Here is a 23500-nt window from a genome sequence, read left to right as displayed (position 1 = left end):
TGACGCGGCGCACCGCCGACGCGTGCGGAAGAATGGCGGGGACGAAAGGGTGACCATGGGCGTGCGTGTGGGAGTCGTAGGAGGCGGGCAGCTGGCCCGCATGATGATCGCACCGGCGGTGGAACTCGGCGTCGAGATCCGCGTGCTGGCAGAGCAGGACGGCATGAGCGCCGCGCTCGCCGCCACCCGGGTCGGCGACTATCGCGACCTCGACACCGTGCGCGCCTTCGCCCGGGATGTGGATGTGGTCACGTTCGACCACGAGCACGTCCCCCAGGACGTGCTGCGCGCGCTCGAGGCCGAGGGTGTGCAGGTGCACCCGGGGCCCGATGCGCTGCGCTTCGCCCAGGACAAGCTCGACATGCGCGCCCGGCTCGCCGAGCTCGGCATGCCGCAGCCTGACTGGGCGCGCGTCACCACGCTCGACGAGTTGCAGAGCTTTCTCGACGACCACGGCGGTCGCGGCGTCGTCAAGACGCCGCGCGGCGGATACGACGGCAAGGGCGTGCGTGTCGTCGGTGCCGCGACCGAGGCGCAGGACTGGTTCACGGCGCTCGCCGAGGACGCGAACGGCGGCGCCCTGCTCGTCGAGGAGCTCGTCGACTTCACGCGCGAGCTCGCGCAGCAGGTGGCGCGGCGCCCGTCGGGACAGATCGTGGCGTATCCCGTCGTCGAGACGGTGCAGCGCGGGGGAGTGTGCGCCGAGGTCATCGCGCCGGCGCCCCGGGCCGACGGACGCCTGGCCGCCGAAGCGGAGCGGATCGGACTCGCCATCGCCGACGGCCTCGGCGTGACCGGGATGCTCGCCGTCGAACTCTTCGAGACGACCGATGAGCGCCTCCTCGTCAACGAGCTGGCCATGCGCCCGCACAACAGCGGGCACTGGAGCCAGGACGGCGCGGTCACCGGGCAGTTCGAGCAGCACCTGCGCGCCGTGCTGGACCTGCCGCTGGGGGAGACCGCCCCGGTGCAGCCCTGGGCTGTGATGGTCAACATCCTGGGCGGGCCCGCGCAGGGGTCGCTGGCGGAGCGTTTCGCCGACGCGATGACGCGGCATCCCTCGGCCAAGATCCACACCTACGGCAAGGCCCCGCGGCCGGGTCGCAAGGTCGGACACGTCAACGTCATCGGCGACGACCTCGACGACGTCGTCTACCAGGCGCGCGCGGCCGCATCCCACTTCGTCGACTGAGCGGCGCAGACCGGCGCGCGCCGTTGCGGGTATCTGCCAGCGTCGGGGCCTAGCCTTGTCGGGTGACCCGGCCCCTGCATTCTTCCGACACGCCCCTGGTCGGCGTCGTCATGGGTTCCGACTCGGACTGGCGGGTGATGAGCGATGCATCGCAGGCGCTCACCGAGTTCCAGATCCCGCACGAGGTGGAGGTGGTGTCCGCGCACCGCACACCCGACAAGCTGCACCGCTACGGGCGTGACGCGCGGGCGCGGGGAATCCGCGTGATCATCGCGGGTGCCGGCGGCGCCGCGCACCTGCCGGGCATGCTCGCATCCGTCACGGCGCTGCCGGTCATCGGCGTGCCGGTGCCGCTCGCCACGCTCGACGGCATGGACTCCCTGCTCAGCATCGTGCAGATGCCGGCCGGCATCCCCGTCGCCACCGTATCGATCGGCGGCGCGAAGAACGCCGGGATCCTGGCCGCGCGCATCCTCGGGGCCTCGGACGCCGCGATCGCCGACCGCATCGAGGCATACGCCCGCGAGCTCGAGGCGATGGTCGACGAGAAGAACCGGCGGTTGAAGGACTCGCTGTGAGCATGACGGCATCGCGGCCGCGCGGCGGCGGGACGAGCGCACCCATGGTGAACCCGTACCCGTTGCGGTACCCCGACAGCGGTTCGCGGTCGGTCATGACCCGCCGCGCCTGGTGGCTCGTGGTGCTGAACCTCTTCGTGCCCGGATCCGTGCAGGTCCTCGCGGGTAACAAGCGGCTCGGTCGGTTCGGGCTGGGCGCGACCCTCGTGCTGTGGGCGGCCGTCATCCTGCTCGGCGTGATCGCCGTGCTCTCGCCGCGCACGCTGACCGATCTTGCGACCGCCGCCTGGCTGCCGGGCTGGCTCGGCGCCCTCCGCGCGGTGCCGTTGCTGATCGCGCAGGCCGCGCTGTTCGGGTACGCGGTGCTCTGGATCATCCTCACGATCGACACGATGCGGCTGCTGCGTCTGGTCAAGCTCACGCCATGGGCGCGCCCGGCGACCGCCGTCGTCGCGATCGGTGCGCTGGTGCTGGTGAGCGGTGGCGCGGTCTACGCATCGACCGCGGTGGGCGCCACGCGCGACACCCTCGGTGCGGTGTTCACGCAGACCGGCCCGGCCGTCGACCCGGTCGACGGGTACTACAACATCCTGCTCCTGGGCGCCGACAGCGGCGAGGGCCGGGACTCCATGCGCTTCGACAGCGTCTCGGTCGTCTCGATCAACGCCGACACCGGCGCGGTCACGATCTTCGGCATCCCGCGCGACATGCCCAACTTCCCGTTCGCCCCGGGCCCCATGCAGGACAAGTACCCCGACGGTCACGAGAGCCACACCGACTCGACCTGCGGATGGGGCAGCGGCATCAACCAGCTGCGCACCGAGGTCGAGGTCTGCCAGGACGGCAACGAGCTCTACCCGGATGCGGTGGCCAACGGTTCGGAGCCCGGCATCGAGGCGACGAAGGATGCCGCCGAGGGCATCCTCGGCATCACGATCCCGTTCTACGCGTTCATCGACATGGATGGTTTCGCCGCCATGATCGACGCGCTCGGCGGCGTCCGCATCACCGTGACCGAGCGTCTGCCCGAGGGCGGCGGCCCCGCGTACACCGGTCAGTCGGCCGAGGAGTGGGCGACCGGATGGATCGAACCCGGTGAGCAGGTCATGGACGGCGACACGGCACAGTGGTACGCCCGATCGCGGTACACGACCAACGACTGGGATCGGATGAAGCGCCAGCGGGAGCTGCAGGAGGCGATCCTCGCGCAGTTCACACCGACGAACGTCCTGACCCGCTTCCAGGAGATCGTGACGGCGGGCGACCATCTCGTCGACACCGACATTCCGCAGTCCATGCTCGGCTACTTCGTGGAGCTCGGGATCAAGGCGAAGGAGCAGCCGATCACCTCGATCGAGCTGACGCCCGAGGGTGGCATCGACGACCGCAACCCCGACTACGCCTACGTGCAGCAGCTCGTGCAGCAGGCGCTGTACCCGCCCGACCCGTCCCCGACCCCCGCCGGCTGACCCCGCCCCATCCGCCGTCCGTGCGCACCGCCTCCGCGGTGTGCCCTGGGCGCACCGCACCCGCGCCCGGCGCGACCCGGGCGCACCCGCCCCACTCGCCGTTTGCCCGACCCGGGCGCACCCGCCCCACTCGCCGAGCGCATATCCCGTGCGCGAGCGCATATGGTCCGGGATGTGCGCTCGGTGACGGGATGTGCGCTCGCTTAGGGAGAGCGCAGCGCTGGCAGCGCGAGCGGACGGGCGAGCGTGTGGAGCGGGCGAGCCGGCGTCTCGGGCGGACGAGCGTGTGGAGTGGATGCGCGTGGCGCGCGGCGCGCCCCATCCGCCGAGCGCATATCCCGTGCGCGAGTGCACATCGTCCGGGATGTGCGCTCGCTGACAGGATGTGCGCTCGCGGAAGGACAGGGGCGGGCGGGCGGCGGGCGGGCGGTCGGTGGGCGGGCGGGCGGCGGGCGGGGTGGATATCCCGGCGCGCGGCGGTCTCTCAGGGGCCGCGGCGGGAGCGTCGCTAGGCTCAGACGGTGACTGTCTCGCTCCGCCTCGTCCTCGATCAGCTCGTCGACGCGAGCGACGCGGATGTGGCGGAGGCCAGTCAGCAGATCGCCCGTGCGCTCATCTCCGTCGCCCCCCGCGGGTGCGATGTCGCGGCGATCGTGCCCGCCGGAGCCGAAGAAGCGGCGCACGCCATCGACGGCCTCGCCGCCGTGACCAAGGCTCCGCTCGCGCGTCCGCGCCTCGCCGCGTCGTGGCAGCTCGGCATCGTCCCGGGTATCGGTGGCGGCCTCATTCACGCCACCTCCCTGCTCGCCCCGCTCGTGCGCCATGACCGCGCCAACGACAACGATCAGACGGTCGTGACCGTGTGGGAGCTCTGCGCATGGGAGGTCCCCGACGACCTTCCGCGCGCCGTCGTCGCCGGTCAGCGCGCGCTCATGAAGCGTGTCGAGAGGTACGCCGACGCGGTGGTCGTGCCCTCGCACGCCATGGCCGAGCGGCTCGCCGAGATCTCGCCCAAGCTGTCGTCGCGACTGCGGGTCATCCCCGGTGCAGCCCCCGTCGACTTCGCCGCGCCGTCGGACGCGGTGGGGCGCCGCCGCGAGCTGCAGATCCCCGAGGGCGCCGTGGTCATCGCGGGTGCGCGCTGCGACGACGCCGCTCTCGCCGCCGGGCTGTCGGCCGTCGCCGCCCTCGAGGGCGAGCGGTCGGTCGTGGTGCTCGACATCCGCGAGGGGGGTGAGCCCCGCGTGGTCGATCTGGCCGAAGCAGCCGGGCTTCCGGCCTCCCGGCTGCACATCCGCGGGCACCTCGACGCGCCCGACCGGGCCGCCGTCATCGACTCCGCCGTCGCTCTGGTGGCTCCGTCGGCGCTGACCGCGTTCCCGTGGCGCGCCGTCGACGCGCTGGCCCTCGGCATCCCCGTGGTGGCGGTCGACTCGGCCGTGCACAAGGAGGTATTGCTCGACGGGGCACTCGTCGCCCCCGCGGAGCAGCTCGGCGCCTCGCTCGGGCAGGTGCTCGCGTCGGATGAGAGCCGGCACCGGTACGCCGTGCGCGCGGGTGACCGCGGGCGCGCCTTCTCGTGGCGTGACCACGCGGAGCGGGTCTGGGCGCTGCACGCCGAGCTGTGAGCGGTCGATAGGCTGTGCCGGTGACTTCTCGTGTGGGTGTCGTCGTGCGGACCAAGAATCGTCCGGATTTCCTCGCCCGCGCGCTGGCGGATGTGGCCGCGCAGACCTACGCCGATGCCGAGGTGATCGTCGTCAACGACGGCGGCGACGGCGAGGTGGCACGCGCGGTCGTCGCCGCATCCGCTGTCGCGGACCGTAGCCGGGTGCTCGAGACGGCCGGCGAGGGAGGACGCTGCGCTGCCGCGAACCTCGGGATGCGCGAGACGACGGCCGACCTGGTGGTGCTGCACGACGACGACGACTTCTGGCATCCGGAGTTCCTGGAGCGCACGGTCGCGCATCTGAACGCGCACCCCGAGGACGCCGGCGTCATGGTGCCGACGGAGATCGTGTACCAGGTCCGTGAGGGGGACGCGTGGGTCGAGACCTCGCGCGTGCCGTTCTGGGAGGGCATGACGTCGGTGACCTTCACGTCGCTCCTCGAGGTGAACCGCGCCGTTCCGATCTCATTCCTGTACCGGCGTGCGCTGCACGACGAGGTCGGGTACTACGACGAGGGCCTCGACACGGTCGAGGACTGGGAGTTCTACTTGCGCATCACGGCGCGTCATCCCCTCGGCTTCCTCCCCGGCGAAGCGCTCGCCTTCTGGACCCAACGGCCCTCGGCGCGGGGCGCCGCCGGCAACAGCATGTTCGAGCTGTCGGGAGCGCACGAGCGGGACGACCTCGCGGTGCGGGATGCGGCCCTGACCGCGTGGGTGGCGCGCAACGGTGCGGGGCTCCCGATGTACATGGCGCACCTGGCGTCGCAGCTGCGTGCCGAGTTCCGTGAGGAACTGGCATCGCAGCTCGACCGCCAGCGGCAGGACATCGTCGCCGAGATCTACGATCGCCATCCGCTCTGGCGGCGTCTTCGGGCGTTGCGCGGAGCGGTGCGGCCGCGCCGGAACGCGGAGTAGCGGGTGGATCGGAACACGGTGCGCCGGGCGGTGCGGGCGCTTCGTGAGGTACCCGTCGTGGGGCCGGTCGTGCGTGCGTCCGATCGCCTCTGGTGGTGGCGGACGATTCGTCGATCGGGGCTCGTCGACGCGGGCTTCTACGCCGCGCAGCTCGGGTGGCGGCGCATGCCCGCGGATCTCGCCATCCTGCACTACGTGGGATGGGGGTTCCGACGCGGCCGCAGCATCAATCCGCTGTTCGACGAGGTCCACGCGGGCGGCGGGCTGCCGGAGGTGTTCCGGGTGCCGGCGATGTACGCCTATCTCGTCAGCGACCGGCCGACGGTGCAGGTGCACCCTTGGTGGGACGCCGTGGCGCACGCCCGCGCATCGGATTCGCCCGAGCGCGGAGCGTTGGAGGCCGTATGGGACCGGCCCGACACGACGATCCTCCTCGCTGCGGGTGCGCAGGAGCGCCGGGTCACCGTGGCCGCCCTCCGGGCTGAGGCGCTCATGGCCGCGCGCGGGTGGCGCGGACACCGGAGGTCGGGCGCCGCGGCGCCGGGCACCGCGGAGCGGACGCTCGTGAGAGTCATCCAGCGGCGTGATCGCGGGTACGCGCGCAAGGCGGCGCAGGCGGCGCGATTCTCCCTGTCCGGCGGCGCCGCGGCGTCGATCGAGATGGTCGACCCGGACGCGTCGCAGTGGGTGTCCGCCGCACTGCTGGTCTCTCTGCACCCCGGGCTGCGGCTCCGACGCCACGGCCGGCGGGCCCGGTGGAGCGACGTCCTGCGGGCGGCGGCGGGCATCGGCGGCGGAACGATCGCTGTGCTCGATCCGCGCGGCGACGTCAACGACACCGAGGTCGACCTGCTCGTCGCCCGGGCGGAGGAGGGCCGTGCAGCCATTCCCGTGCACCGCCACGAGAACGGGACTCTCGTCGGCATCGGCGCGGCGGCAACCCCCGGGGCGCGTCGGCCGACCCGCATCCTCGGGGATCATCCCTACGAGGACGCGTCCCGGCTGGGTGGCCGAGTGGAGGTCCCGCTGCTGACGGGGCGCTCCGTCGCGATGCCGGGCGAGGCGCTGCGCGCGGCGCTGGCGGCGACGGGGCGCAGCGATGATCTGGAAGCGCTCTCGCCCGCCATCCGCGACCTCATCCCGTTCGAGGCGCTCATCGACATCGCTCCGGTGCTGGATGAACCCGAGGTGGCGTTCTCGTCCGGCAGGCCCGCGGATGCCGCGAGCCCGTCGCGCCGCGACGACCGTCCCGCCGCCGAGGAGCTGCACTCCCGCGCAGGCTTCACGACGGTGCGGTGGGGGGCCGGCCGGGACGGCTCGGCCGAACCCGTGCTGCGGTGGGAGCGTCCACACCCGACCGCGCAGCGTTGGGCCATCAAGATCTGCTCGCCCGCCGGCCGTCGAGGCGAGGTGTGGGGTGACACCCACTTCGCGCACGGTCTCGCCGCGGCCCTGCGTCGCCGCGGCCACGAGGTGGTGATCGACGCCTTCGGTGCGTCTCGGCGGCCGACCGCCTACCTCGACGACGTCAACGTCGTCATCCGCGGGCCCTACCGCATCGACCCGCCCGACACGGGCGTCAACCTCGAGTGGATCATCAGCCACCCCGATGAGATCGGCCGCGAGGAGATCTCCCGGTTCGACCGGGTGTTCGCTGCCTCCGAGCCGTGGTCCGCATCCGCGAGCGCCCGCTGGGGGATGCCCGTCGAGCCGCTGCTCGAATGCGCGGACGTCGACAAGTTCCACCCGCGGTCGCTCCCGCGCGGCGACGACATCGTCTTCGTGGGCACGGCCAGAGGCATCGCCCGACCGAGCGTGGTCGCTCCCATCGCCGCCGGTATCGACGTGAAGGTGTACGGACCGGACTGGCGGCCCTTCCTCCCGGCGTCCGCCATCACCGCCGAGTCGATCCCGAACGACGAGCTGCCCGCGCGGTACGAGACGGCGTCGGTGGTGCTCAACGACCAGTGGCCCGCCATGCGTCGCGAGGGCTTCATCGCGATGCGCCCCTTCGACGTGGTCGCCGTCGGCGGGCGGGTGATCTCGGAGCAGGTGCACGGGATCGAGGAGCTCTTCGACGGCGCGGTGGTCACCTACCGCGATGCCGCGCACCTGGTGGAGCTCCTGCGCACCGACCCCGCCGAGCTGTTCCCGGGACCGGAACGGCTCGCCGAGATCGCCGCCGTCATCCGCCGAGACCATTCCTTCGACGCACGCGCGGGAGTCCTGCATGAGCGGGCCGCGACCGCCCGCGCAAGGAACTCCTCGTGAGGAACGCTAGAATTCCACGGCAACGTGGGTGCGGATCGGCAGGTCCGCGCAGCCGAACGATGAGAGAGTGACTGTGAGCGAAACCTCCACGCCGGCGGCTTTCCCCGAGGCGGGGCGACGGATCATCTTCTACCTGCTGTGGGACCCGCGCGGGATCGTCGACGACTATGTCGTACACAAACTGGAGAAGCTCCGCGGTTTCGCGGAGCACATCTTCGTGGTCGTCAACGGCAAGCTGACGCCTGAAGGGCGTTCTCGGCTCTCCGAGGTCGCCGACACGGTCTGGCAGCGCGAGAACCGGGGCTTCGACGTCGAGGGCTATCGAGCGGGGTTGGCCGAGTTCGGTGAGGATCGACTCTCCGAGTACGACGAGTTGATCCTCATGAACTACACGTGGTTCGGGCCGATCAATCCCTTCGAGCCGCTCTTCGAGCGGATGGATGCGGAAGAAGTCGACTTCTGGGGACTGACGGACCATGCTCGCGTGGAGCCCAATCCCTTCACCGGTGAGGGAGTGCTTCCCCGTCATATCCAGTCGCATTGGATCGCGGTCCGGCGACGCATGTTCCAGAGCGAGCAATGGCGCCGTTACTGGCGGGAGATGCCAGCGATCACCTCGTACTCCGATTCGATCCTGCAGCACGAGTCGGTCTTCACCGACCGTTTCGCGCGCGATGGCTTCTCCTTCCTCGTCGCCTATCCGTCGAGCGACTTCTCGTCCGAGAACGCGTCGATGTTCGACGGGCGTGCGCTGTTGGATGCGGGGTGCCCGATGCTCAAGCGTCGGCCCTTCTTCCACGACCCGCTCTTCCTCGACCGGAACACGGTGGTGCCGCGGCACTATCTCGACGCCGCGATCGAGCGGGGCTACCCGGTCGAGATGATCTGGCAGAATCTCACGCGCAGTTCCCAGCCGAAGGTGCTCAGCACCAACGCGGCGATGATGCGCGTGCTCCCCGATGTCGACACCGGTTACGACACCGAGCACCCGCTCCGTGTCGCCGTCGCCATGCACATCTTCTACACGGACCTGACCGCCGAGCTGTTGGCGCATGCCGCCCGGTTGCCGGGATCCTTCGACCTGTTCATCACGACCTCCGACGAGACGAAAGCGGCGGAGATCCGGGCGCACGTCGCCGAGCAGCACGACCCCGCGCGAGGAGCCGTCGAGGTCCGCGTGACGCCGTCGAACCGCGGACGCGACATGGGTGCATTCTTCGTCGGATGTCGGGACGTCCTCACCCCCGGCCGATACGACATCGTCTTCAAGTTGCACTCGAAGAAGACGGTTCAGGACGGGTTCACCGTGGGGGAGTTCTTCCGGTGGCAGCAGATGTCGAACCTGTTGAACTCTCCGGGCTACGCGGCCAATCTTCTCGCGCTCTTCCAACGCGAGCCGGGTCTCGGGGTGGTCTTCCCCCCGATGGTCCATACCGGCTTCCCCACGCTCGGCCGCGCCTGGTTCACCAACTGGGGGCCGGCTGCGGAGATGTGCGAGAAGCTGGGGATCAGTGTGCCATTCGATGATCCCTCGCCCCTCGCTCCCTTCGGAGGCATGTTCGCCTTCCGGCCGGAAGCTCTGCGTCGCATCACTCAGGTCGACTGGACGTATGAGGATTTCCCGGCTCCTTCGTCGAACGCGGACGGCGATCTCTCCCACGTTCTCGAACGCCTGCCCGCCTACGCAGCAGCCGAAGACGGCTACCACACGCGAACGACCGCCAACCTCGAGTACGCGGAGATCAGCCACACGGCGCTGGAGTACAAGCTGGACCGCGTGACCAGGACACTGCCCGGCTACGCCAACGAGCAGTCCGGGCTCTTCGATAGGACGGGCTCGTTCTTGGAGGGCGGACTGCTCGGGTTCGTCAAGGCCTACCTGCGTCTGCATCGTCCGAATCTCGTCCCCTCGCTGTATCGGGTGTACTCGCCCGTCCGCGGTGTTTACCGGTCGCTGCGTTCGCTGCGCCATCGAGCGCGTCGCGTGCGGACGGTTCCGGTCGCGCAGGAGCCGCGCGTCGACGAGATGGAGATTCTTTGACGGGGCGGCGCCCCGACGGTGCAGGAGGAACCTCTCGGGTGTGGTTCGTCATCCGTGTCCTCGGGGTCGCGGCGCTCGTCGTCGTGACGCTGACCGCTCTGAGACTCACCACCGGCGGTTACCGCGTCGAGCCTGTCGCCGTCTTGGCGCCGGCAACCGCCGACAGCGTGTGCCGACCGGCCGTCGACCAACCGGATCGATCGCTGTGGCTCGACGGAGACCAGGCCGCGGAGCAAGCCTGGGCTGCCGAGGCGCCGGGCCCGGACGACGAGTACATCGTCGGGCCCAACGGGTGGCTGTTCTGGAGCGACTTCATGGAGAGCTACGCGTCTCAGGCCGTGGGTCGCGCGCACCTCGACGCGCAGGAGATCCAGCGGTGGATCGACTACCTGACGAGCGTCCGGGACGGACTTGCCGCGGATGGCATCGAATTCATCGTCGTCGTTCCCCCCTCCACCTCGAGCGTCTACCCGGAGGAGCTCCCCGAGTGGATGCAGGACCTGCGAGGGCCGACGATCATGGACCAGTTGCTCGACTCGTCGTCCGACCTGCCCATCGTGGACATGCGCACGCCGCTCCGAGATGCCAAGGGCGCTGAGCACCCGATCTACTCGGCGAGCAACAGCCACTGGACTCCCTACGGGGCATACGTCGGCTGGCAGCAGATCGCGGAATGCACGCCTCAGCTGTACCCGGAGCAGCAGGGTCTGCGTACGCCGATCGTGGCGGGCGTTTCAGCGCCCACCGTCGCCAACGAATGGGTCAACGCGGGAGCGGAGAGCATCGGTCCGGATTGGTCCACGCTCGAGTTCGGCGAGAGCTTCCAGCCGGTGACCCGCACGGACGCGGCCGGCGTGATCAGCGTGCGCGCAGGCGAGGAGACGACGGACGCCGCGGATCTTCCCGCCTCCACCAGCGTGCCGACGTCGTGGACCGGGAAGTCGGCCGTGATCCTGCGCGATTCGATGGGGAACGATCTGTCACCGTACTGGCAACAGGCATACTCGCCGACCTGGCAGCTCCCGTCCGATGCCGACCTCGTCGAGTTCCCTTCGTTCCGGGACTACGTGAGTGCGTTCTCGCCCGACGTCGTCATCTTCGAGCTCGCCGAGCGACACCTCATCAATGTCCCGCCCGCAGGTCGGGGCTACGAGTAGGGTCGTGTTCATGGGCCTCTCTTCGCGCCGGTTCGGCCCCCTTCGCCTCAGTTCGCTCATCGCCATCGCCGTCCTGGTCGGAGCCGGGGTCAGCGCGTGCGCCCCCGAGCCCGGGGGCGGACAGTCGAATCCCTCGCCGACCCGGCCAGCGCCGTCCGCATCGTCGTCGTCGTCGTCATCGTCATCGCCCGTCCCGTCTTCCTCGGAGCCCGCGCCGGTTGCGAGCCCTCAGCCCGGGAGCTCACTGGCGTCCGTCGACGTGCAGGTCATCACCGCCGAGGTGTACCAGGGCACTCTGGAGGTGACCGGTGCAGCCTTCGGCGTGCAGGAAAGCGATGCTCGCTGCACCCTGAGCGCGCGACGCGGTGACGATGAAGTGCGTCGTACCTCGACGGCGACCGCCACCACGGCGGCGACCTACTGCGCTCTACTCACTATCGGGGTCGACGAGCTCGGGCCCGGCGAGTGGGAGATCGATCTCTCCTACGAATCCTCATCAAGCGCCGGTTCCTCGGGTACGCAGAAAGTCGACGTGTCATGACGGAACTCCCTTCCACGAGGCGTGGTCGCGCGCTCGGCCTGCTCCTGGCGCTCCTGGTCGTGGCCGGAATTCTCGTTCCGGTCGTCTCTCCGATCGCCGCGCAGCCCGCCGAAGCCGCGGTCGCGTCCGATTGGGACCCCGGCTACATCATCGACGACAAGATCTTCTACAACTCCAACTCCATGACGGCGTCGGAGATCCAGTCCTTCCTCAACGCGCAGGTCCCGAACTGCAACGCGGGAGCGACCTGCGTCAAGGACTACGGACAGGCCACGGCGTCGATCGCGGCGGACAGATACTGCAACGGATATCAGGGTGCGGCGTGGCACTCGGCGGCGCAGATCATCGACATCGTCGCGCGGTCCTGCGGCATCAGCCAGCAGGTCCTCATCGTCCTGTTGCAGAAAGAGCAAGGCCTCATCACCTCGCGGGCGCCCTCGGCATGGGCCTACCAGGCAGCGACGGGGCAATCGTGCCCGGACACGGCGCCGTGCGACCCTGCGTTCTCCGGTTTCTTCTACCAGGTCTACTACGCGGCGCGGCAGTTCGAGGTCTACCGGATGAACCCCACCCTGTTCGGGTACCGCGAACAGCGATGGAACAACATCCTGTACAACCCGAACCGTGCCTGCGGAACCTCCAGCGTCTACATCCACAATCAGGCGACGGCAGCCCTCTACATCTACACGCCGTACACCCCCAACCCGGCGGCGCTCGCAAATCTCTATGGGACGGGCGACGGGTGCTCGAGCTACGGAAATCGGAACTTCTGGCGGCTGTTCACCGACTGGTTCGGAAACCCCCGGTCGTACGAGATCCACCCGGGCTTCGTCTCCTACTGGAACTCCACCGGCGGAGCGACCGGAAGCCTCGGCGCAGCAGCCTCGTACCCGGTCTATGTCGAGGCGAATGGTCAAGGCTGGTACCAGCGCTTCCAAAAGGGAACGCTGTACGGAAGCTACCGGGGTGGCACCGTCGTCATTCCCAACGGTGAGATCCTCTCCGCCTTCGATCGCGAGGGCGGCCCGTCGAGCGGAGTGGGCTGGCCCAATGCCGCCCAGATCTGCGTCGCCAACGGTTGCTGGCAATCCTTCACTCTCGCGGGCATATCCGGCACTCCCGCGTGGGGCGGCCACATCATGTGGGGCGGTATCTACGCCTACTGGCAGTCAGCGGGAGGGATGGCGGCGCTCGGCCCCGCGCTGAACGACGTTCGCCTGGCGACGGCGGGCAAGACCCAGGCATGGGTTCAGCACTTCGAGAAGGCCGTCGTCACGCAGGGCGCGTACGGGATACAGACGGTGCCCGCGTCCGGCATCCAGTCCTACTGGCACGGCAGCGGCGGTGGAGAAGGCTGGCTCGGCTGGCCGATGTCTGCGTACGCCTGCGCGTCGGGTCAGTGCGTGCAAGTGTTCGAGGGCGGCACCGTCTCCTCCTCGGCGTGGGGGGTTCACGCGTCGTACGGCACCTTCGTGTCGTATTGGAACGCGCGGGGCGGTCTGTCCGGCATGGGCGCCGCGCTCAACGACATCCGCACCTCCTCCGCCTCCGGTGGCGGCTGGATTCAGAACTTCGGCGCGGGTGTCGTCGCGCAGAGCTCCCGCGGCATCTTCACCGTTCCCTACGGTCGCATGCAGGAACTGTGGTCCAGCAGCGGCGCCGAACGCGGGTCGTTCGGCTGGCCGATCGCGGAGAAGACCTGCACAGGATCGCAATGCATCCAAGCGTTCCAGAACGCCATCTTGAGTGATTCGTCCTGGGGTACCTGGGCCACCTGGGGCAGCATCGCCTCCGCGTGGACGGCGGGCGGCGGGATCAGTTCGTACGGCGCGGCCGTCAACGGCATCCGATACACGACGGCGAGCGGAGGGGGTTGGATCCAGCACTTCGGCTCCGGAGTGATGTCCCAGACGCAGACGGGCGCGCCCATCTTCACGCCGTACGGTCCGATCCTCGAGACCTGGTATGCCTACGGCGGTGAACGAACGTGGCTCGGGTGGCCTACCGGTGCCCAGGTATGCGACGCGTCGGGATGCACCCAGCAGTTCCAGAACGGTGTCGCGCGCTGGAGTTCCACCGCAGGCGTCTCGTTCCAGCCGCGGTGAGGGCACGTACTCCCGTAGACTTCGATGCGATGAGCACCCAGTCGAATCCCTTGTCCATCGTCGTCACCGGAGCCCGCGGTTATGTGGGGCGACACGTCGTGACGGACCTCCTCGAGAGGGGGCACGACGTCACAGCCGTCGTGCGACCGGGCCGCGCCGACGGCGTCGACGAGCGGGCGCGGATCGTGGAAGCGGACATCCTCGCGCCGGGATTCGATCCGGCCGCCATCGTGGGTGAGACGACCGACGCCTTCATCCACCTCGCATGGGAGGACGGGTTCACGCACAATGCGCCGTCGCACATGCGTCACCTCTCGGCTCATTTCGACCTGATCACGAGCGTCGCCGCTGCGGGAGTCCGGCGGATCGCCGTTCTCGGGACCATGCACGAAATCGGCTACCACGAGGGTGCGATCACCGCGGAGACACCGACGAACCCCCGATCCCTGTACGGCGTCGCGAAGGACGCGCTCCGGCGTTCCCTGTTCCTCGCGATCCCGGAGGACATCGAGCTCACGTGGCTGCGTTGCTACTACATCTACGGGGATGACCGGCGGAACAACTCGATCTTCACGCGGCTTCTCGAAGCGGTCGAAGCCGGCCGCGAGACGATGCCCTTCACCACCGGCAAGAACAAGTACGACTTCATCCACGTCGACGAGCTCGCCCACCAGATCTCAGCCGTGGCGATAGCCGACGGCGTGCGAGGGATCGTGAACTGCAGCAGCGGGGAGCCGGTGTCGTTGGCGGATCGTGTGGAGGGGTTCATCCGCGAGAACGATCTGCCGATCGCCCTCGAGTACGGGGCCTTCCCCGACCGCCCTTACGATTCGCCTGCCGTCTGGGGCGACGCGGAGATCGTCCGCGGAGTTCTCGCGCGCGAGAACTGACTCCGGCCGCGACACATCCGGGCCGGAGTCAGGTCCGGTGTGTCCGCTCAGGGAGCGGGAAAGGGCGTGACATCGCCCAAGCGCGGGTGCTGACGGTCCTTGTCGGATACTTCCGCGTCCGACAAGGAGATCGGCCACTCGATGGCGGCGGTCTCGTCGGCGAGGTTCAGGAACGTGTAGTTCGCGGTGGGGGACCAATGGTCGTTCACGAGGTACGTGTACGCCGTGTTCGGCTCGAGGGTCTGGTAGCTGTTGCCGACGCCGCGCGGGACGAAGATCGCGCGTGACGGGTCGAGTTCCGTCGTGAAGACCGCTCCGAAGGACGGGCCTTCGCGGAGGTCGACCCATGCGCCGAAGATCCGCCCCGATGCCAAGGAGATGAACTTGTCCCAGGGCTCGGCGTGGATACCGCGGGTCGTGCCGATCTCGTCGTTGAAAGAGATGTTGTTCTGCACGGGGTCGAAATCGGGAAGACCCGCGGCGACCATCTTCTCGCGTTGCCAGTTCTCTTTGAACCAGCCGCGCGAATCTCCGTGCACGGGCAGTTCCCAGACGGTCAGGCCGGGGATCGGAGTGTCCGTCACGGTGAGGCTCTTGCCGAACTCGATGCCCATCACTGTCCCTTCGAGGCGTAGAACGCTTCGACGCCGTCCTTCGCGCCGGCCCACCAGGCTTCGTTCTGCCGGTACCAGTCGATGGTCGCGGCGAGTCCCGCTTCGAAGTCGCCGTAGGAGGGGGTCCAGCCGAGTTCGGTGCGGAGCTTGGTGGAGTCGATCGCGTAGCGCAGGTCGTGGCCGGCGCGGTCGGTGACGTGGTCGTAGGCGTCGGCGGGCTGACCCATGGTCGTGAGGATCAGTTCGACGACGTCCTTGTTGTTCTTCTCGCCGTCCGCGCCGATGAGGTACGTCTCACCGATCACGCCCTTGTCGAGGATGGTGAGGACCGCGGAGGAGTGGTCGTCGGCGTGGATCCAGTCGCGGACGTTCTCGCCCGCCCCGTAGAGCTTGGGGCGGATGCCGCGGATCACGTTCGTGATCTGGCGGGGGATGAACTTCTCGACGTGCTGGTACGGGCCGTAGTTGTTGGAGCAGTTCGAGATCGTGGCCTGCACGCCGAACGAGCGCACCCACGCGCGCACCAGGAGGTCGGAGCCGGCCTTGGTCGACGAGTACGGCGACGAGGGGTTGTACGGGGTGTTCTCGGTGAACCGTTCCGGGTCGTCGAGCTCGAGGTCTCCGTAGACCTCGTCGGTCGAGATGTGGTGGAACCGCCGCCCGTGCTTACGGGCGGCTTCCAGCAGCGTGTACGTGCCGATGATGTTCGTGTCGAGGAACGGACGCGGGTCGTGCAGCGAGTTGTCGTTGTGTGACTCGGCCGCGTAGTGCACGACCGCATCCACGTCGGCGAACAGTCCGTCGACGAGACCCGCGTCGGTGATGTCGCCCTTCACGAACCGCACACGGTCCTCCGGCAGACCCGCCAGCGACGCCTCGTTACCGGCGTACGTGAGGGCATCGAGGACCGTCACATGGTGATCGGTGTGCGTCACGACGTGGTGGACGAAGTTCGACCCGATGAAGCCGGCACCGCCGGTCACGAGGAGCTTGGACATCAACGTCCCCTTTCCAGGGTTTCGAGCAGATACGTGCCGTACCCGGACTTCACGAGCTTCTCGGCGCGGGCGCGGAGGTCGTCATCACTCAGGAACCCCTGACGCCACGCGACCTCCTCGGGCACGCCGATGCGCAGGCCGGTGCGGCGCTCCATCGTGCGGACGTAGTCCGCGGCGTCGGTCATCTGGTCGAACGTGCCGGTGTCGAGCCACGCGGTGCCGCGGGGGAGGACCTCGACCTGCAGCTTGCCGCGCTCGAGGTACTCCCGGTTGACATCGGTGATCTCGTACTCGCCGCGCGGCGACGGCGCGAGGGAACGGGCGATCTCCACCACATCGTTGTCGTAGAAGTAGAGCCCCGGGACGGCGTAGTTGCTCTTGGGCTCGGCGGGCTTCTCCTCGAGCGACACGGCTTTGCCGGCGGCGTCGAACTCGACGACGCCGTACGCGCGGGGTTCTGCGACCCAGTAGGCGAACACCGCTCCGCCGTCGACGTCGGTGTACCGCTTGAGCTGCGTGCCCAGTCCCGGCCCGTAGAGCAGGTTGTCGCCCAGGACGAGGGCCACCTTGTCGTCGCCGATGAAGTCCGCGCCGATCGTGAACGCCTGCGCCAATCCGTCGGGGGAGGGCTGCTGCGCGAACGTCAGCGAGACCCCGAACTGCGACCCGTCGCCGAGGAGGCGCTCGAAGAACGGCGCGTCGTGCGGCGTCGTGACGATCAGGATGTCGCGGATCCCCGCGAGCATGAGCGTCGAGAGCGGGTAGTAGACCATCGGCTTGTCGTACACGGGAATGAGCTGCTTCGACACGCCGAGCGTGATCGGGTGCAGACGCGTGCCGGAACCGCCGGCCAGGATGATGCCCTTCACGACCCCTATCCTGCCATGCGGCGCCGGGCGCTCCCTCAGCCGCCCCGCAGGACGCACAGGGCGGATCGATATCCTGGATCGGATCAGCTGTGCCGTGAGTGGAGGAACCGTGACCTGGCTCGACCTCGTGGGCGCTGTCGGCGCCCTGCTCGCGCTCACCTTCGTCGTCGGCGGGGGGGTCGCCTGGGCCGTGGGATTGCGGGGACTGTGGCTCGCCGCGGCCGCGCCTGCGTTCTTCGCCACCATCGCGGCGGGGGCCGCCGTCGTGGCGCCGTGGGTCGGACTGCCCTGGTCCATCCTTCCGGTGGTGCTCGTGGGAGCCGTCATCGCCGGCGGATCGATCCTCGCCCGCAGGCTCCTGCCTCGGCGCCCTCACCCCGCCCCACCGCGCGCACGCTCGCGGTGGCAGCCCTGGTTGATCCTGGCGATCGCGTTGCCCGTCGTGATCCTGACCTGGCGGGCGGTGACGATCATGGGATCGCCCGACGCCTTCTCGCAGACTTTCGACAACATCTTCCATCTCAACGGGGTCCGGTTCGTCCTCGACGAGGCGAACGCGTCGTCCCTCCATCTCGGGTACATGACGAGCCCGAGCGGGAGCCTCGCCTTCTACCCGGCCGCCTGGCACGGCGTCGTGGCGCTCATCGTGCAGGTGAGCGGGGTGACGATCCCCGTCGCCACGAACGCCATGATCCTCGGCGTCTCCGCGATCTTCTGGCCCCTGGGGAGCATCCTCCTCGCGCGCACCCTCGGAGGTTCGTCCCCGGCGCTCCTGATCGCGGCGGGCGCGTTGTCGGCATCCATCCCCGCCTTCCCGGTGCTCCTCTACGACTACGGCGTGCTCTACCCGCTGCTGTTCGGGGTGTCGCTGCTGCCCTTCGCGCTCGCCGTCGCGGTGCACGTCCTCGGTATCGCGCGGGACGTGCCGCCGGTCGGATGGGGATGGTGGATCCTGATCCTCGCCGGAGCGGTCGTGGGGATGACGCTGGCTCACCCGGGAGCCTTCGTGGCGCTCCTCGCGCTCTCGTTCCCCGCCGTCTGCGTCGCCGGGGTGTCCGTCTTCCGCCGATCCGGCGTGGGCGGCCGGATCGGGGTGCTCGTCGGCTTCCTGGCCTACCTCGGCGCCGGGGTCCTGCTCGTGAAGGTGCTCCGTCCGCCGCTCGACGCGCGCGGGTGGCCGATCACCCAGTCGATGGGGGACGCCGTGATCTCGGCGCTCACCGGGTCGATGTGGTACCAGGTGCCGGCGTTCGGTGCCGCGGTGCTGATCGTCGCCGGCATCGTCTGGACGCTCATCGACCGTTCGCGTGCGGCGTGGGTCCTGCTCGGCATGTACGTCATTGGTGCCTGGCTTTACGTGGTCGTCGTGTCGCTGCCCTTCGGCAACCTCCGCGACGCGTTCACGGGTAGCTGGTACAACAACGCCCCGCGGCTCGCGGCGATCTTCGTCGTCGCGATGGTGCCGATCGGAGCGTACGGGGCCGCGCGCACCTTCGCCTGGGTCGCGGGGCTGGTGCGGCGTCGCAGTGGCGGCGTGGCGCGCCCTGCGCTGCGCGCCACGCTCGGGGTCCTCGGGGCCGTCGCGCTCGTCGCGGTGCTGCAGGTCGGTGCGATGCCGCGCGCTGTCGAGTGGGCGTCGCCGCTCTATCGCATCACCGACACGGCCCCCCTCGTATCGACCGACGAGTACGCGCTGCTCGGACGTCTCGACGACGACGTGCCCGCGGACGCCGTGGTGGCCGGGGACCCGTTCGCCGGCGCGGCGATGGCGTACGCCCTGGCGGACCGACGCGTCCTGCTTCCCCACGCGCTGGTCGAGATGGACGACGCACGGGCCCGTCTGGTCGATGCGCTACGCACCGGCCGGCTCGACGCCGAGGCGTGCGCTGCGGCTGAGGACGAGGAGGTGCGCTACGTCCTCGATTTCGGCACCGCGGGAGTGCACGGGCCCATCGAGGGCTACCCGGGGCTCGCTGAATCGACGCAGGTCACGCTCATCGATTCGGAGGGCGACGCGCGGCTCTACGCGCTGACCGGCTGCTCCCTGCCGGAGTGAGAGGGGCGGCTAGGATGGTCCGGATGGGTTCCTCGGTTGCACGCGTTCTCGTGATCGTTCCGGCGTGGAACGAGGAGAGAAGCGTCGGCACGACCGTGCGCGAGATCCTCGACGCGCAGCCGTCGTACGACGTCGTCGTCATCGACGACGGGTCGACGGACGGGACGGTCGCCGCGGCGACCGCGGCCGGAGCCGTGGTCCTCCACCTGCCGTTCAACCTCGGCGTGGGTGGCGCGATGAAGACGGGCTTCACCTACGCGCAGCGGCACGGGTACGACCAGGCGATCCAGGTGGATGCGGACGGCCAGCACAACCCGGCCGACATCGCGCGCGTGCTGGCGGGACTGCAGAACGCCGACATCGCGATCGGAGCGCGCTTCGCCGAGGTCGGCGATTACGAGGTGCGCGGGCCCCGCCGCTGGGCCATGATCTTCCTCGCCCGCGTGGTCTCGCGAGCGGCCGGTACACGGCTCACCGACGTGACGAGCGGTTTCCGTGCCGCCAATCGCGCCGCGATCGACCAGTACGTGAAGTACTACCCCGCCGAGTACCTCGGCGACACCCTCGACTCGCTCGTCGCCGCGGTGCACGCCGGACTCACCGTCACGCAGATCCCCGTCGCGATGCGCGCCCGCGCCCACGGCCGCCCCAGCCAGGGCCCCATCGGGGCGACCGTGTATCTCCTGCGGTCCGTGTTCGCGCTCGGACTGGCGCTCCTCCGAGGGTCGCGCGCGATCCACCCCAGCGAACTCCAGGGGGCGCCCTCATGATCATCTTCGGAGCGATCGCGCTCGCGCTCATCATCATCGTCGCGGTGATGTGGCTGCTGCTCACGCGTCGTCTGCGCGAGAAGTACGCCGTCCTGTGGCTCGTCATCGGCATCGTCGTCCTGGTGCTCGGCATCTTCCCGCAGCTGCTGCTCTGGCTGACGGCCGCGCTCGGGGTGCAGCTCCCGGCGAACCTCCTCTTCGCGGTCGCGATCGTCCTCCTGCTCGGCGTGGCGTTGCACCTCTCGTGGGAGCTTTCGCAGGCCGAGGAGGAGATCCGCCGCCTGGCCGAGGAGGCCGCCATCAGCCGGGCCGAGCTCGAGACGCTCTCGCGGCGTCTCGATGCGCTCGAGGGGCACGGGCCCTCCGACGCCGGCTCGACCGGCATCCCGTCATGACGCAGACCTGGATCGTCTTCTCGGCCTTCCGGCCCGACCCCGACCTCGGAGAGGCGGTGCGCGCCGCGGTCGCCGAGGTCGATGAGCGCGTCATCGTCGTCGACGACGGCAGCGGCGACGGCTGGGCGGGCATGTGGGACGAGCTCGAACGGATCGGCGCACGCGTACTGCGCTCCGCCGACAACACGGGGATCGCGGCGGCGCTCAACCGCGGTATCCGAGCAGCCCTCGCCTCGGGCGCGACGGCCGTGCTGACCTTCGATCAGGACTCGACGATGACCCCGGGTTTCGTCGCCGCGCTCCAGGCCGCCCTCGACTCCGCCGCTGCATCCGGCATCGCCGCCGCCTTCGCGGTTCCGGAGTTCTTCGCCGGCGTCAGTCAGGTGCACGACCGCTCCGACGGCGTACTGCGCGTGCGGCACTCGATCCAGTCCGGGATGCTGGTGCCCCGCGAGACCTTCGATCGGGTGGGGCTGCTGCGGGAGGATCTGTTCATCGACCTCGTCGACACCGAGTTCGAGCTCCGGTGCACCGTCGCGGGGCTCGCCGGCGTCGCGGCACCCGGGCTCGCGCTCGGTCACGCGCTCGGCCGCCAGTACGCGCGCGAGCTCTTCGGCCGCCGCGTCCGCCTCCCCGGCATCCCGGATGTGGTGACGCTCAGCTCGCCGTTCCGCTACTACTACCGGGTGCGCAACCGTCGTGTGATCAACCGCGAGTTCCTCCGCCGTGCACCCGGCTGGGTGCTGCGCGACACCGCGCTCGAAGCGATCCACTTCGCCAACGCGCTCATGATCGCCCGCCCGCGGCGCGCGCTGTTCGCGCTGTACCGCGCGGGCTGGCGCGATGCGGGCCGCCGGCGTGGCGGGCCGATGCCGCCGGCCCTGCAGCAGGTGGCCGCGACGATCGTCTGGGACGCCCCCGACGCCTGAGCGTCAGAGCACGGCGGGCTGCGCCGTGTCGGCGCGGAACTGCCGCCAGGCCGGGACCAGCAGGATGCTGACGGACACCGCCTCGGCCAGCGCGACCCCGAGCGCGACCCCCGTCCCGGACCCCGCGATGGAGCCCAGGAGCATCGTCGTCACGCCGACGACGGCCGAGATCACGGTGGCGGTGAAGACGAGCCGGAACCGGCCGGCGGGGATCAGCAGATTGCGGATGAGGGGCGTGCCGCAGGAGATGAAGAAGAACGCCAGCCCGAACAGGAGGCAGGGGAGGGGCTCGGCCGCGACGGCAGGGCCGAACACCACGGCGGTCGCCCAGGGCCCCAGCGCGGCGATGGCGACACCTCCGACGGCGCCGAGTCCGCCCAGCGCCCCGAAGGCCACCACGTGCCGACGCCGGCGATCGGACGCAGCGGGGTCGAGCACCCACGCTTGGAACGCGTTCCCCACCGCGATCACGGCCAACAGCCCGATGCGGTACACGCGGTCGGCCGACGCGAACGCGCTGGCCTCGGTGGCGGGCAGCCCCACGGTGGCGATGGGGATGGCGGTGGATCCGTAGGCGTTGCCGGCGGCGTCGATGGCCGCGGTCGGCACGAGCGATGCGAGGACGCGCCGCGTCGGACGCGCGGGAACGCCCGCGGGGTCGTGTCCCCGTCGCACCATCACGGCGTGCGTCGCGAAGGCCGGCACCGTCAGCAGAACCAGGATGATCGGATACCAGAAGATCTGTCCGGTGAGGAGCAGCACCGGAAGCGAGAGGGCGGACGCCGCGAGTTTCGGGACCCCGTCGAACAGCATGAGCGCGCGGGGGTTCCCCTCGCCGATGCAGAACCAGGCCGGGGTGAACCCGCCGATGGCCATCGCCACGGCGAGCATGACGGACTCGACCCGGTAGTCCGACGACGAGACGAAGAACGTCACGACACCGGCGGCGGGAACGGCGAGGAGAGCGGTCCAGGCGCGCGAACGCAGGCTCTCGGCGAGGATGACCGCGCGCTCGTGCGGGTCGACGGCGCGCGCCACACGGACGGGGCCGATCACGCTCCACCCGAAAAGAACGCCGACCATGGCCAGCAGCCCTATCGCCTGGCCGGAGTTGACGTTCGCCCAGCCGTCGTCGCCGACGAGGCGCGAAATCACCGGAAGTATGATGAACGGTGCAAGCGCCGAGAGAATGGGCGCACCCGCGAATCCCGCGAGGCGGAGAATGAAGGACCGCATCGTGAGCAGTCTATTCGCGGATGGAGTCGGAAGATGGGCGTCGGTGCATGACCACGGTGAGCGTTTGCATGGCGACCTACAACGGGGCGGCGTATGTGGCGCACCAGCTGCGCTCGATCCTGGACGAACTGCATCCTGATGACGAGGTCGTCGTCGTCGACGACGCGAGCAGCGATCAGACCGTGGACATCGTTCGAGGTCTCGACGACCCCCGGGTGCGGGTGATCGTGCAGGAGGTGAACTCCGGTTACGTGGCGTCCTTCGAGCGTGCCCTCCGCGAGGCGCGCGGCGACGTGATGATGCTGTCGGATCAGGACGACGAGTGGGTGCCCGGGCGCCGCGCGGTCCTGGTCGCCGCCCTCGAACGGGGAGACGTCGTCGCCTCGAACCTCGAGCTGCTGGGGAGCGGCGACCCCCTGCGCTCCCCACTCGGGGGGAGACCGTGGCGCCTGCGAGAACGCTCCGATGGCCGACGGGTTCGCACCGAGATGAGTATTCTCGCCGGGCTCGCGCCCTACTACGGTTGCGCGATGGCGCTGCGGCGGAGCGCGCTCGAATACGCGCTGCCCTTCCCCTCGGGTCTCCGCGAATCCCACGATCTCTGGATCGCCACGGTCGCCAATCGTGCGGGTACGCTCGTCCATCTCGAAGACGTGACGGTGAGGCGGCGCATCCACGGGGCGAACGCCTCGTCATCGTCGCCGCGGGGTGTCCGTGCGGCGGTCAGATCACGGCTGCTCATGTCGCGCTTGTGGATGGACGCGAACCGACGTGTGCGCGCCCGGCGACGGACGCACTGACG

At 69.7% G+C, this 23500-nt stretch carries 19 protein-coding genes and 1 pseudogene; 16 read left to right on the top strand and 4 right to left on the bottom strand.

Annotation, left to right across the window (positions count from 1 at the left end):
• The first annotated feature begins 55 nt into the window (after positions 1 to 55).
• From AB0N73_RS07565 to AB0N73_RS07515, 11 genes are all read left to right on the top strand, one after another.
• Positions 56 to 1192, top strand: a complete 1137-nt coding sequence (locus tag AB0N73_RS07565; RefSeq protein ID WP_363561998.1) for a 5-(carboxyamino)imidazole ribonucleotide synthase — start codon at positions 56 to 58, stop codon at positions 1190 to 1192.
• A gap of 110 nt (positions 1193 to 1302) precedes the next feature.
• Positions 1303 to 1770 carry a 5-(carboxyamino)imidazole ribonucleotide mutase gene (purE, locus tag AB0N73_RS07560; protein WP_363562112.1) on the top strand — a complete coding sequence of 156 codons (468 nt, stop codon included), beginning with the start codon at positions 1303 to 1305 and terminating at the stop codon, positions 1768 to 1770.
• A gap of 2 nt (positions 1771 to 1772) precedes the next feature.
• Complete coding sequence (locus tag AB0N73_RS07555) at positions 1773 to 3239, top strand: LCP family protein (protein WP_363561996.1); 1467 nt, start codon at positions 1773 to 1775, stop codon at positions 3237 to 3239.
• Between the two features lie 521 nt (positions 3240 to 3760).
• Positions 3761 to 4867, top strand: coding sequence for a glycosyltransferase (locus tag AB0N73_RS07550; RefSeq protein ID WP_363561994.1), 1107 nt, complete (start codon positions 3761 to 3763; stop codon positions 4865 to 4867).
• Between the two features lie 20 nt (positions 4868 to 4887).
• Complete coding sequence (locus AB0N73_RS07545; protein ID WP_363561992.1) at positions 4888 to 5826, top strand: glycosyltransferase family A protein; 939 nt, start codon at positions 4888 to 4890, stop codon at positions 5824 to 5826.
• Between the two features lie 3 nt (positions 5827 to 5829).
• Complete coding sequence (locus AB0N73_RS07540; RefSeq protein WP_363561990.1) at positions 5830 to 8097, top strand: glycosyltransferase; 2268 nt, start codon at positions 5830 to 5832, stop codon at positions 8095 to 8097.
• A gap of 67 nt (positions 8098 to 8164) precedes the next feature.
• Positions 8165 to 10138, top strand: coding sequence for a rhamnan synthesis F family protein (locus tag AB0N73_RS07535; protein WP_363561988.1), 1974 nt, complete (start codon positions 8165 to 8167; stop codon positions 10136 to 10138).
• A 38-nt stretch (positions 10139 to 10176) separates the two neighbouring features.
• Positions 10177 to 11295, top strand: coding sequence for a hypothetical protein (locus AB0N73_RS07530; protein WP_363561986.1), 1119 nt, complete (start codon positions 10177 to 10179; stop codon positions 11293 to 11295).
• Positions 11296 to 11554: 259 nt separating this feature from the next.
• Positions 11555 to 11836, top strand: coding sequence for a hypothetical protein (locus AB0N73_RS07525; protein ID WP_363561984.1), 282 nt, complete (start codon positions 11555 to 11557; stop codon positions 11834 to 11836).
• A gap of 59 nt (positions 11837 to 11895) precedes the next feature.
• On the top strand, positions 11896 to 13941 hold the full coding sequence (locus tag AB0N73_RS07520; RefSeq protein WP_363561982.1) for a hypothetical protein: 2046 nt from the start codon (positions 11896 to 11898) through the stop codon (positions 13939 to 13941).
• Positions 13942 to 13970: 29 nt separating this feature from the next.
• Positions 13971 to 14831 carry an NAD-dependent epimerase/dehydratase family protein gene (locus AB0N73_RS07515; RefSeq protein ID WP_363561980.1) on the top strand — a complete coding sequence of 287 codons (861 nt, stop codon included), beginning with the start codon at positions 13971 to 13973 and terminating at the stop codon, positions 14829 to 14831.
• A 53-nt stretch (positions 14832 to 14884) separates the two neighbouring features.
• Here AB0N73_RS07515 and rfbC read toward each other — a convergent pair.
• The 3 genes and pseudogenes from rfbC to rfbA all read right to left on the bottom strand — a co-directional run.
• Positions 14885 to 15445 (bottom strand): annotated as a pseudogene (gene rfbC / locus AB0N73_RS07510) (dTDP-4-dehydrorhamnose 3,5-epimerase); the annotation flags it as partial.
• Complete coding sequence (rfbB, locus tag AB0N73_RS07505) at positions 15445 to 16443, bottom strand: dTDP-glucose 4,6-dehydratase (protein ID WP_363561978.1); 999 nt, start codon at positions 16441 to 16443, stop codon at positions 15445 to 15447. The pseudogene rfbC and the gene rfbB, both read right to left, overlap by 1 nt.
• Positions 16443 to 17312: a glucose-1-phosphate thymidylyltransferase RfbA gene (gene rfbA, locus AB0N73_RS07500; protein WP_363561976.1), complete on the bottom strand. Its 870-nt coding sequence runs from the start codon at positions 17310 to 17312 to the stop codon at positions 16443 to 16445. The genes rfbB and rfbA overlap by 1 nt, the downstream gene beginning before the upstream one ends.
• A gap of 109 nt (positions 17313 to 17421) precedes the next feature.
• Here rfbA and AB0N73_RS07495 point away from each other — a divergent pair, with 109 nt between their 5' ends.
• From AB0N73_RS07495 to AB0N73_RS07480, 4 genes are read left to right on the top strand one after another with little or no spacing between them, the layout of a single operon-like run.
• Positions 17422 to 19368, top strand: coding sequence for a DUF6541 family protein (locus AB0N73_RS07495; RefSeq protein ID WP_363561974.1), 1947 nt, complete (start codon positions 17422 to 17424; stop codon positions 19366 to 19368).
• Positions 19369 to 19391: 23 nt separating this feature from the next.
• The gene (locus AB0N73_RS07490; RefSeq protein WP_363561972.1) at positions 19392 to 20138 is read left to right on the top strand and encodes a glycosyltransferase family 2 protein; all 747 of its coding nucleotides are present in this window, start codon (positions 19392 to 19394) and stop codon (positions 20136 to 20138) included.
• Positions 20135 to 20533, top strand: coding sequence for a DUF2304 domain-containing protein (locus AB0N73_RS07485; protein WP_363561970.1), 399 nt, complete (start codon positions 20135 to 20137; stop codon positions 20531 to 20533). Before AB0N73_RS07490 ends, AB0N73_RS07485 begins: the two co-directional genes overlap by 4 nt.
• A complete protein-coding gene (locus AB0N73_RS07480) occupies positions 20530 to 21462 on the top strand; it encodes a glycosyltransferase (RefSeq protein WP_363561968.1) in 933 nt (310 codons plus the stop codon). The genes AB0N73_RS07485 and AB0N73_RS07480 overlap by 4 nt, the downstream gene beginning before the upstream one ends.
• A gap of 3 nt (positions 21463 to 21465) precedes the next feature.
• On the opposite strand, the gene AB0N73_RS07475 is transcribed toward AB0N73_RS07480, so the two are convergent.
• A complete protein-coding gene (locus AB0N73_RS07475) occupies positions 21466 to 22617 on the bottom strand; it encodes a polysaccharide biosynthesis protein (RefSeq protein ID WP_363561966.1) in 1152 nt (383 codons plus the stop codon).
• A 128-nt stretch (positions 22618 to 22745) separates the two neighbouring features.
• On the opposite strand from AB0N73_RS07475, the gene AB0N73_RS07470 reads away from it, so the two are divergent.
• The gene (locus AB0N73_RS07470; RefSeq protein WP_363561964.1) at positions 22746 to 23498 is read left to right on the top strand and encodes a glycosyltransferase; all 753 of its coding nucleotides are present in this window, start codon (positions 22746 to 22748) and stop codon (positions 23496 to 23498) included.
• Positions 23499 to 23500: the final 2 nt, after the last annotated feature.

The organism is Microbacterium sp. NPDC089189, from assembly GCF_040685095.1.
Lineage (GTDB): Bacteria > Actinomycetota > Actinomycetes > Actinomycetales > Microbacteriaceae > Microbacterium.
This window is presented reverse-complemented; position numbering and strand designations above follow the sequence as displayed.

Excerpts from the sequence above, each read along its gene's own strand:
- purE (WP_363562112.1), top strand. The coding sequence starts at position 1,303 with ATGGGTTCCGACTCGGACTGGCGGGTGATGAGCGATGCATCGCAGGCG.
- AB0N73_RS07485 (WP_363561970.1), top strand. The coding sequence starts at position 20,135 with ATGATCATCTTCGGAGCGATCGCGCTCGCGCTCATCATCATCGTCGCG.
- AB0N73_RS07470 (WP_363561964.1), top strand. The coding sequence starts at position 22,746 with ATGACCACGGTGAGCGTTTGCATGGCGACCTACAACGGGGCGGCGTAT.
- rfbB (WP_363561978.1), bottom strand. The coding sequence starts at position 16,443 with ATGTCCAAGCTCCTCGTGACCGGCGGTGCCGGCTTCATCGGGTCGAAC.
- AB0N73_RS07515 (WP_363561980.1), top strand. The coding sequence starts at position 13,971 with ATGAGCACCCAGTCGAATCCCTTGTCCATCGTCGTCACCGGAGCCCGC.
- AB0N73_RS07565 (WP_363561998.1), top strand. The coding sequence starts at position 56 with ATGGGCGTGCGTGTGGGAGTCGTAGGAGGCGGGCAGCTGGCCCGCATG.
- AB0N73_RS07555 (WP_363561996.1), top strand. The coding sequence starts at position 1,773 with ATGACGGCATCGCGGCCGCGCGGCGGCGGGACGAGCGCACCCATGGTG.
- AB0N73_RS07490 (WP_363561972.1), top strand. The coding sequence starts at position 19,392 with ATGGGTTCCTCGGTTGCACGCGTTCTCGTGATCGTTCCGGCGTGGAAC.
- AB0N73_RS07480 (WP_363561968.1), top strand. The coding sequence starts at position 20,530 with ATGACGCAGACCTGGATCGTCTTCTCGGCCTTCCGGCCCGACCCCGAC.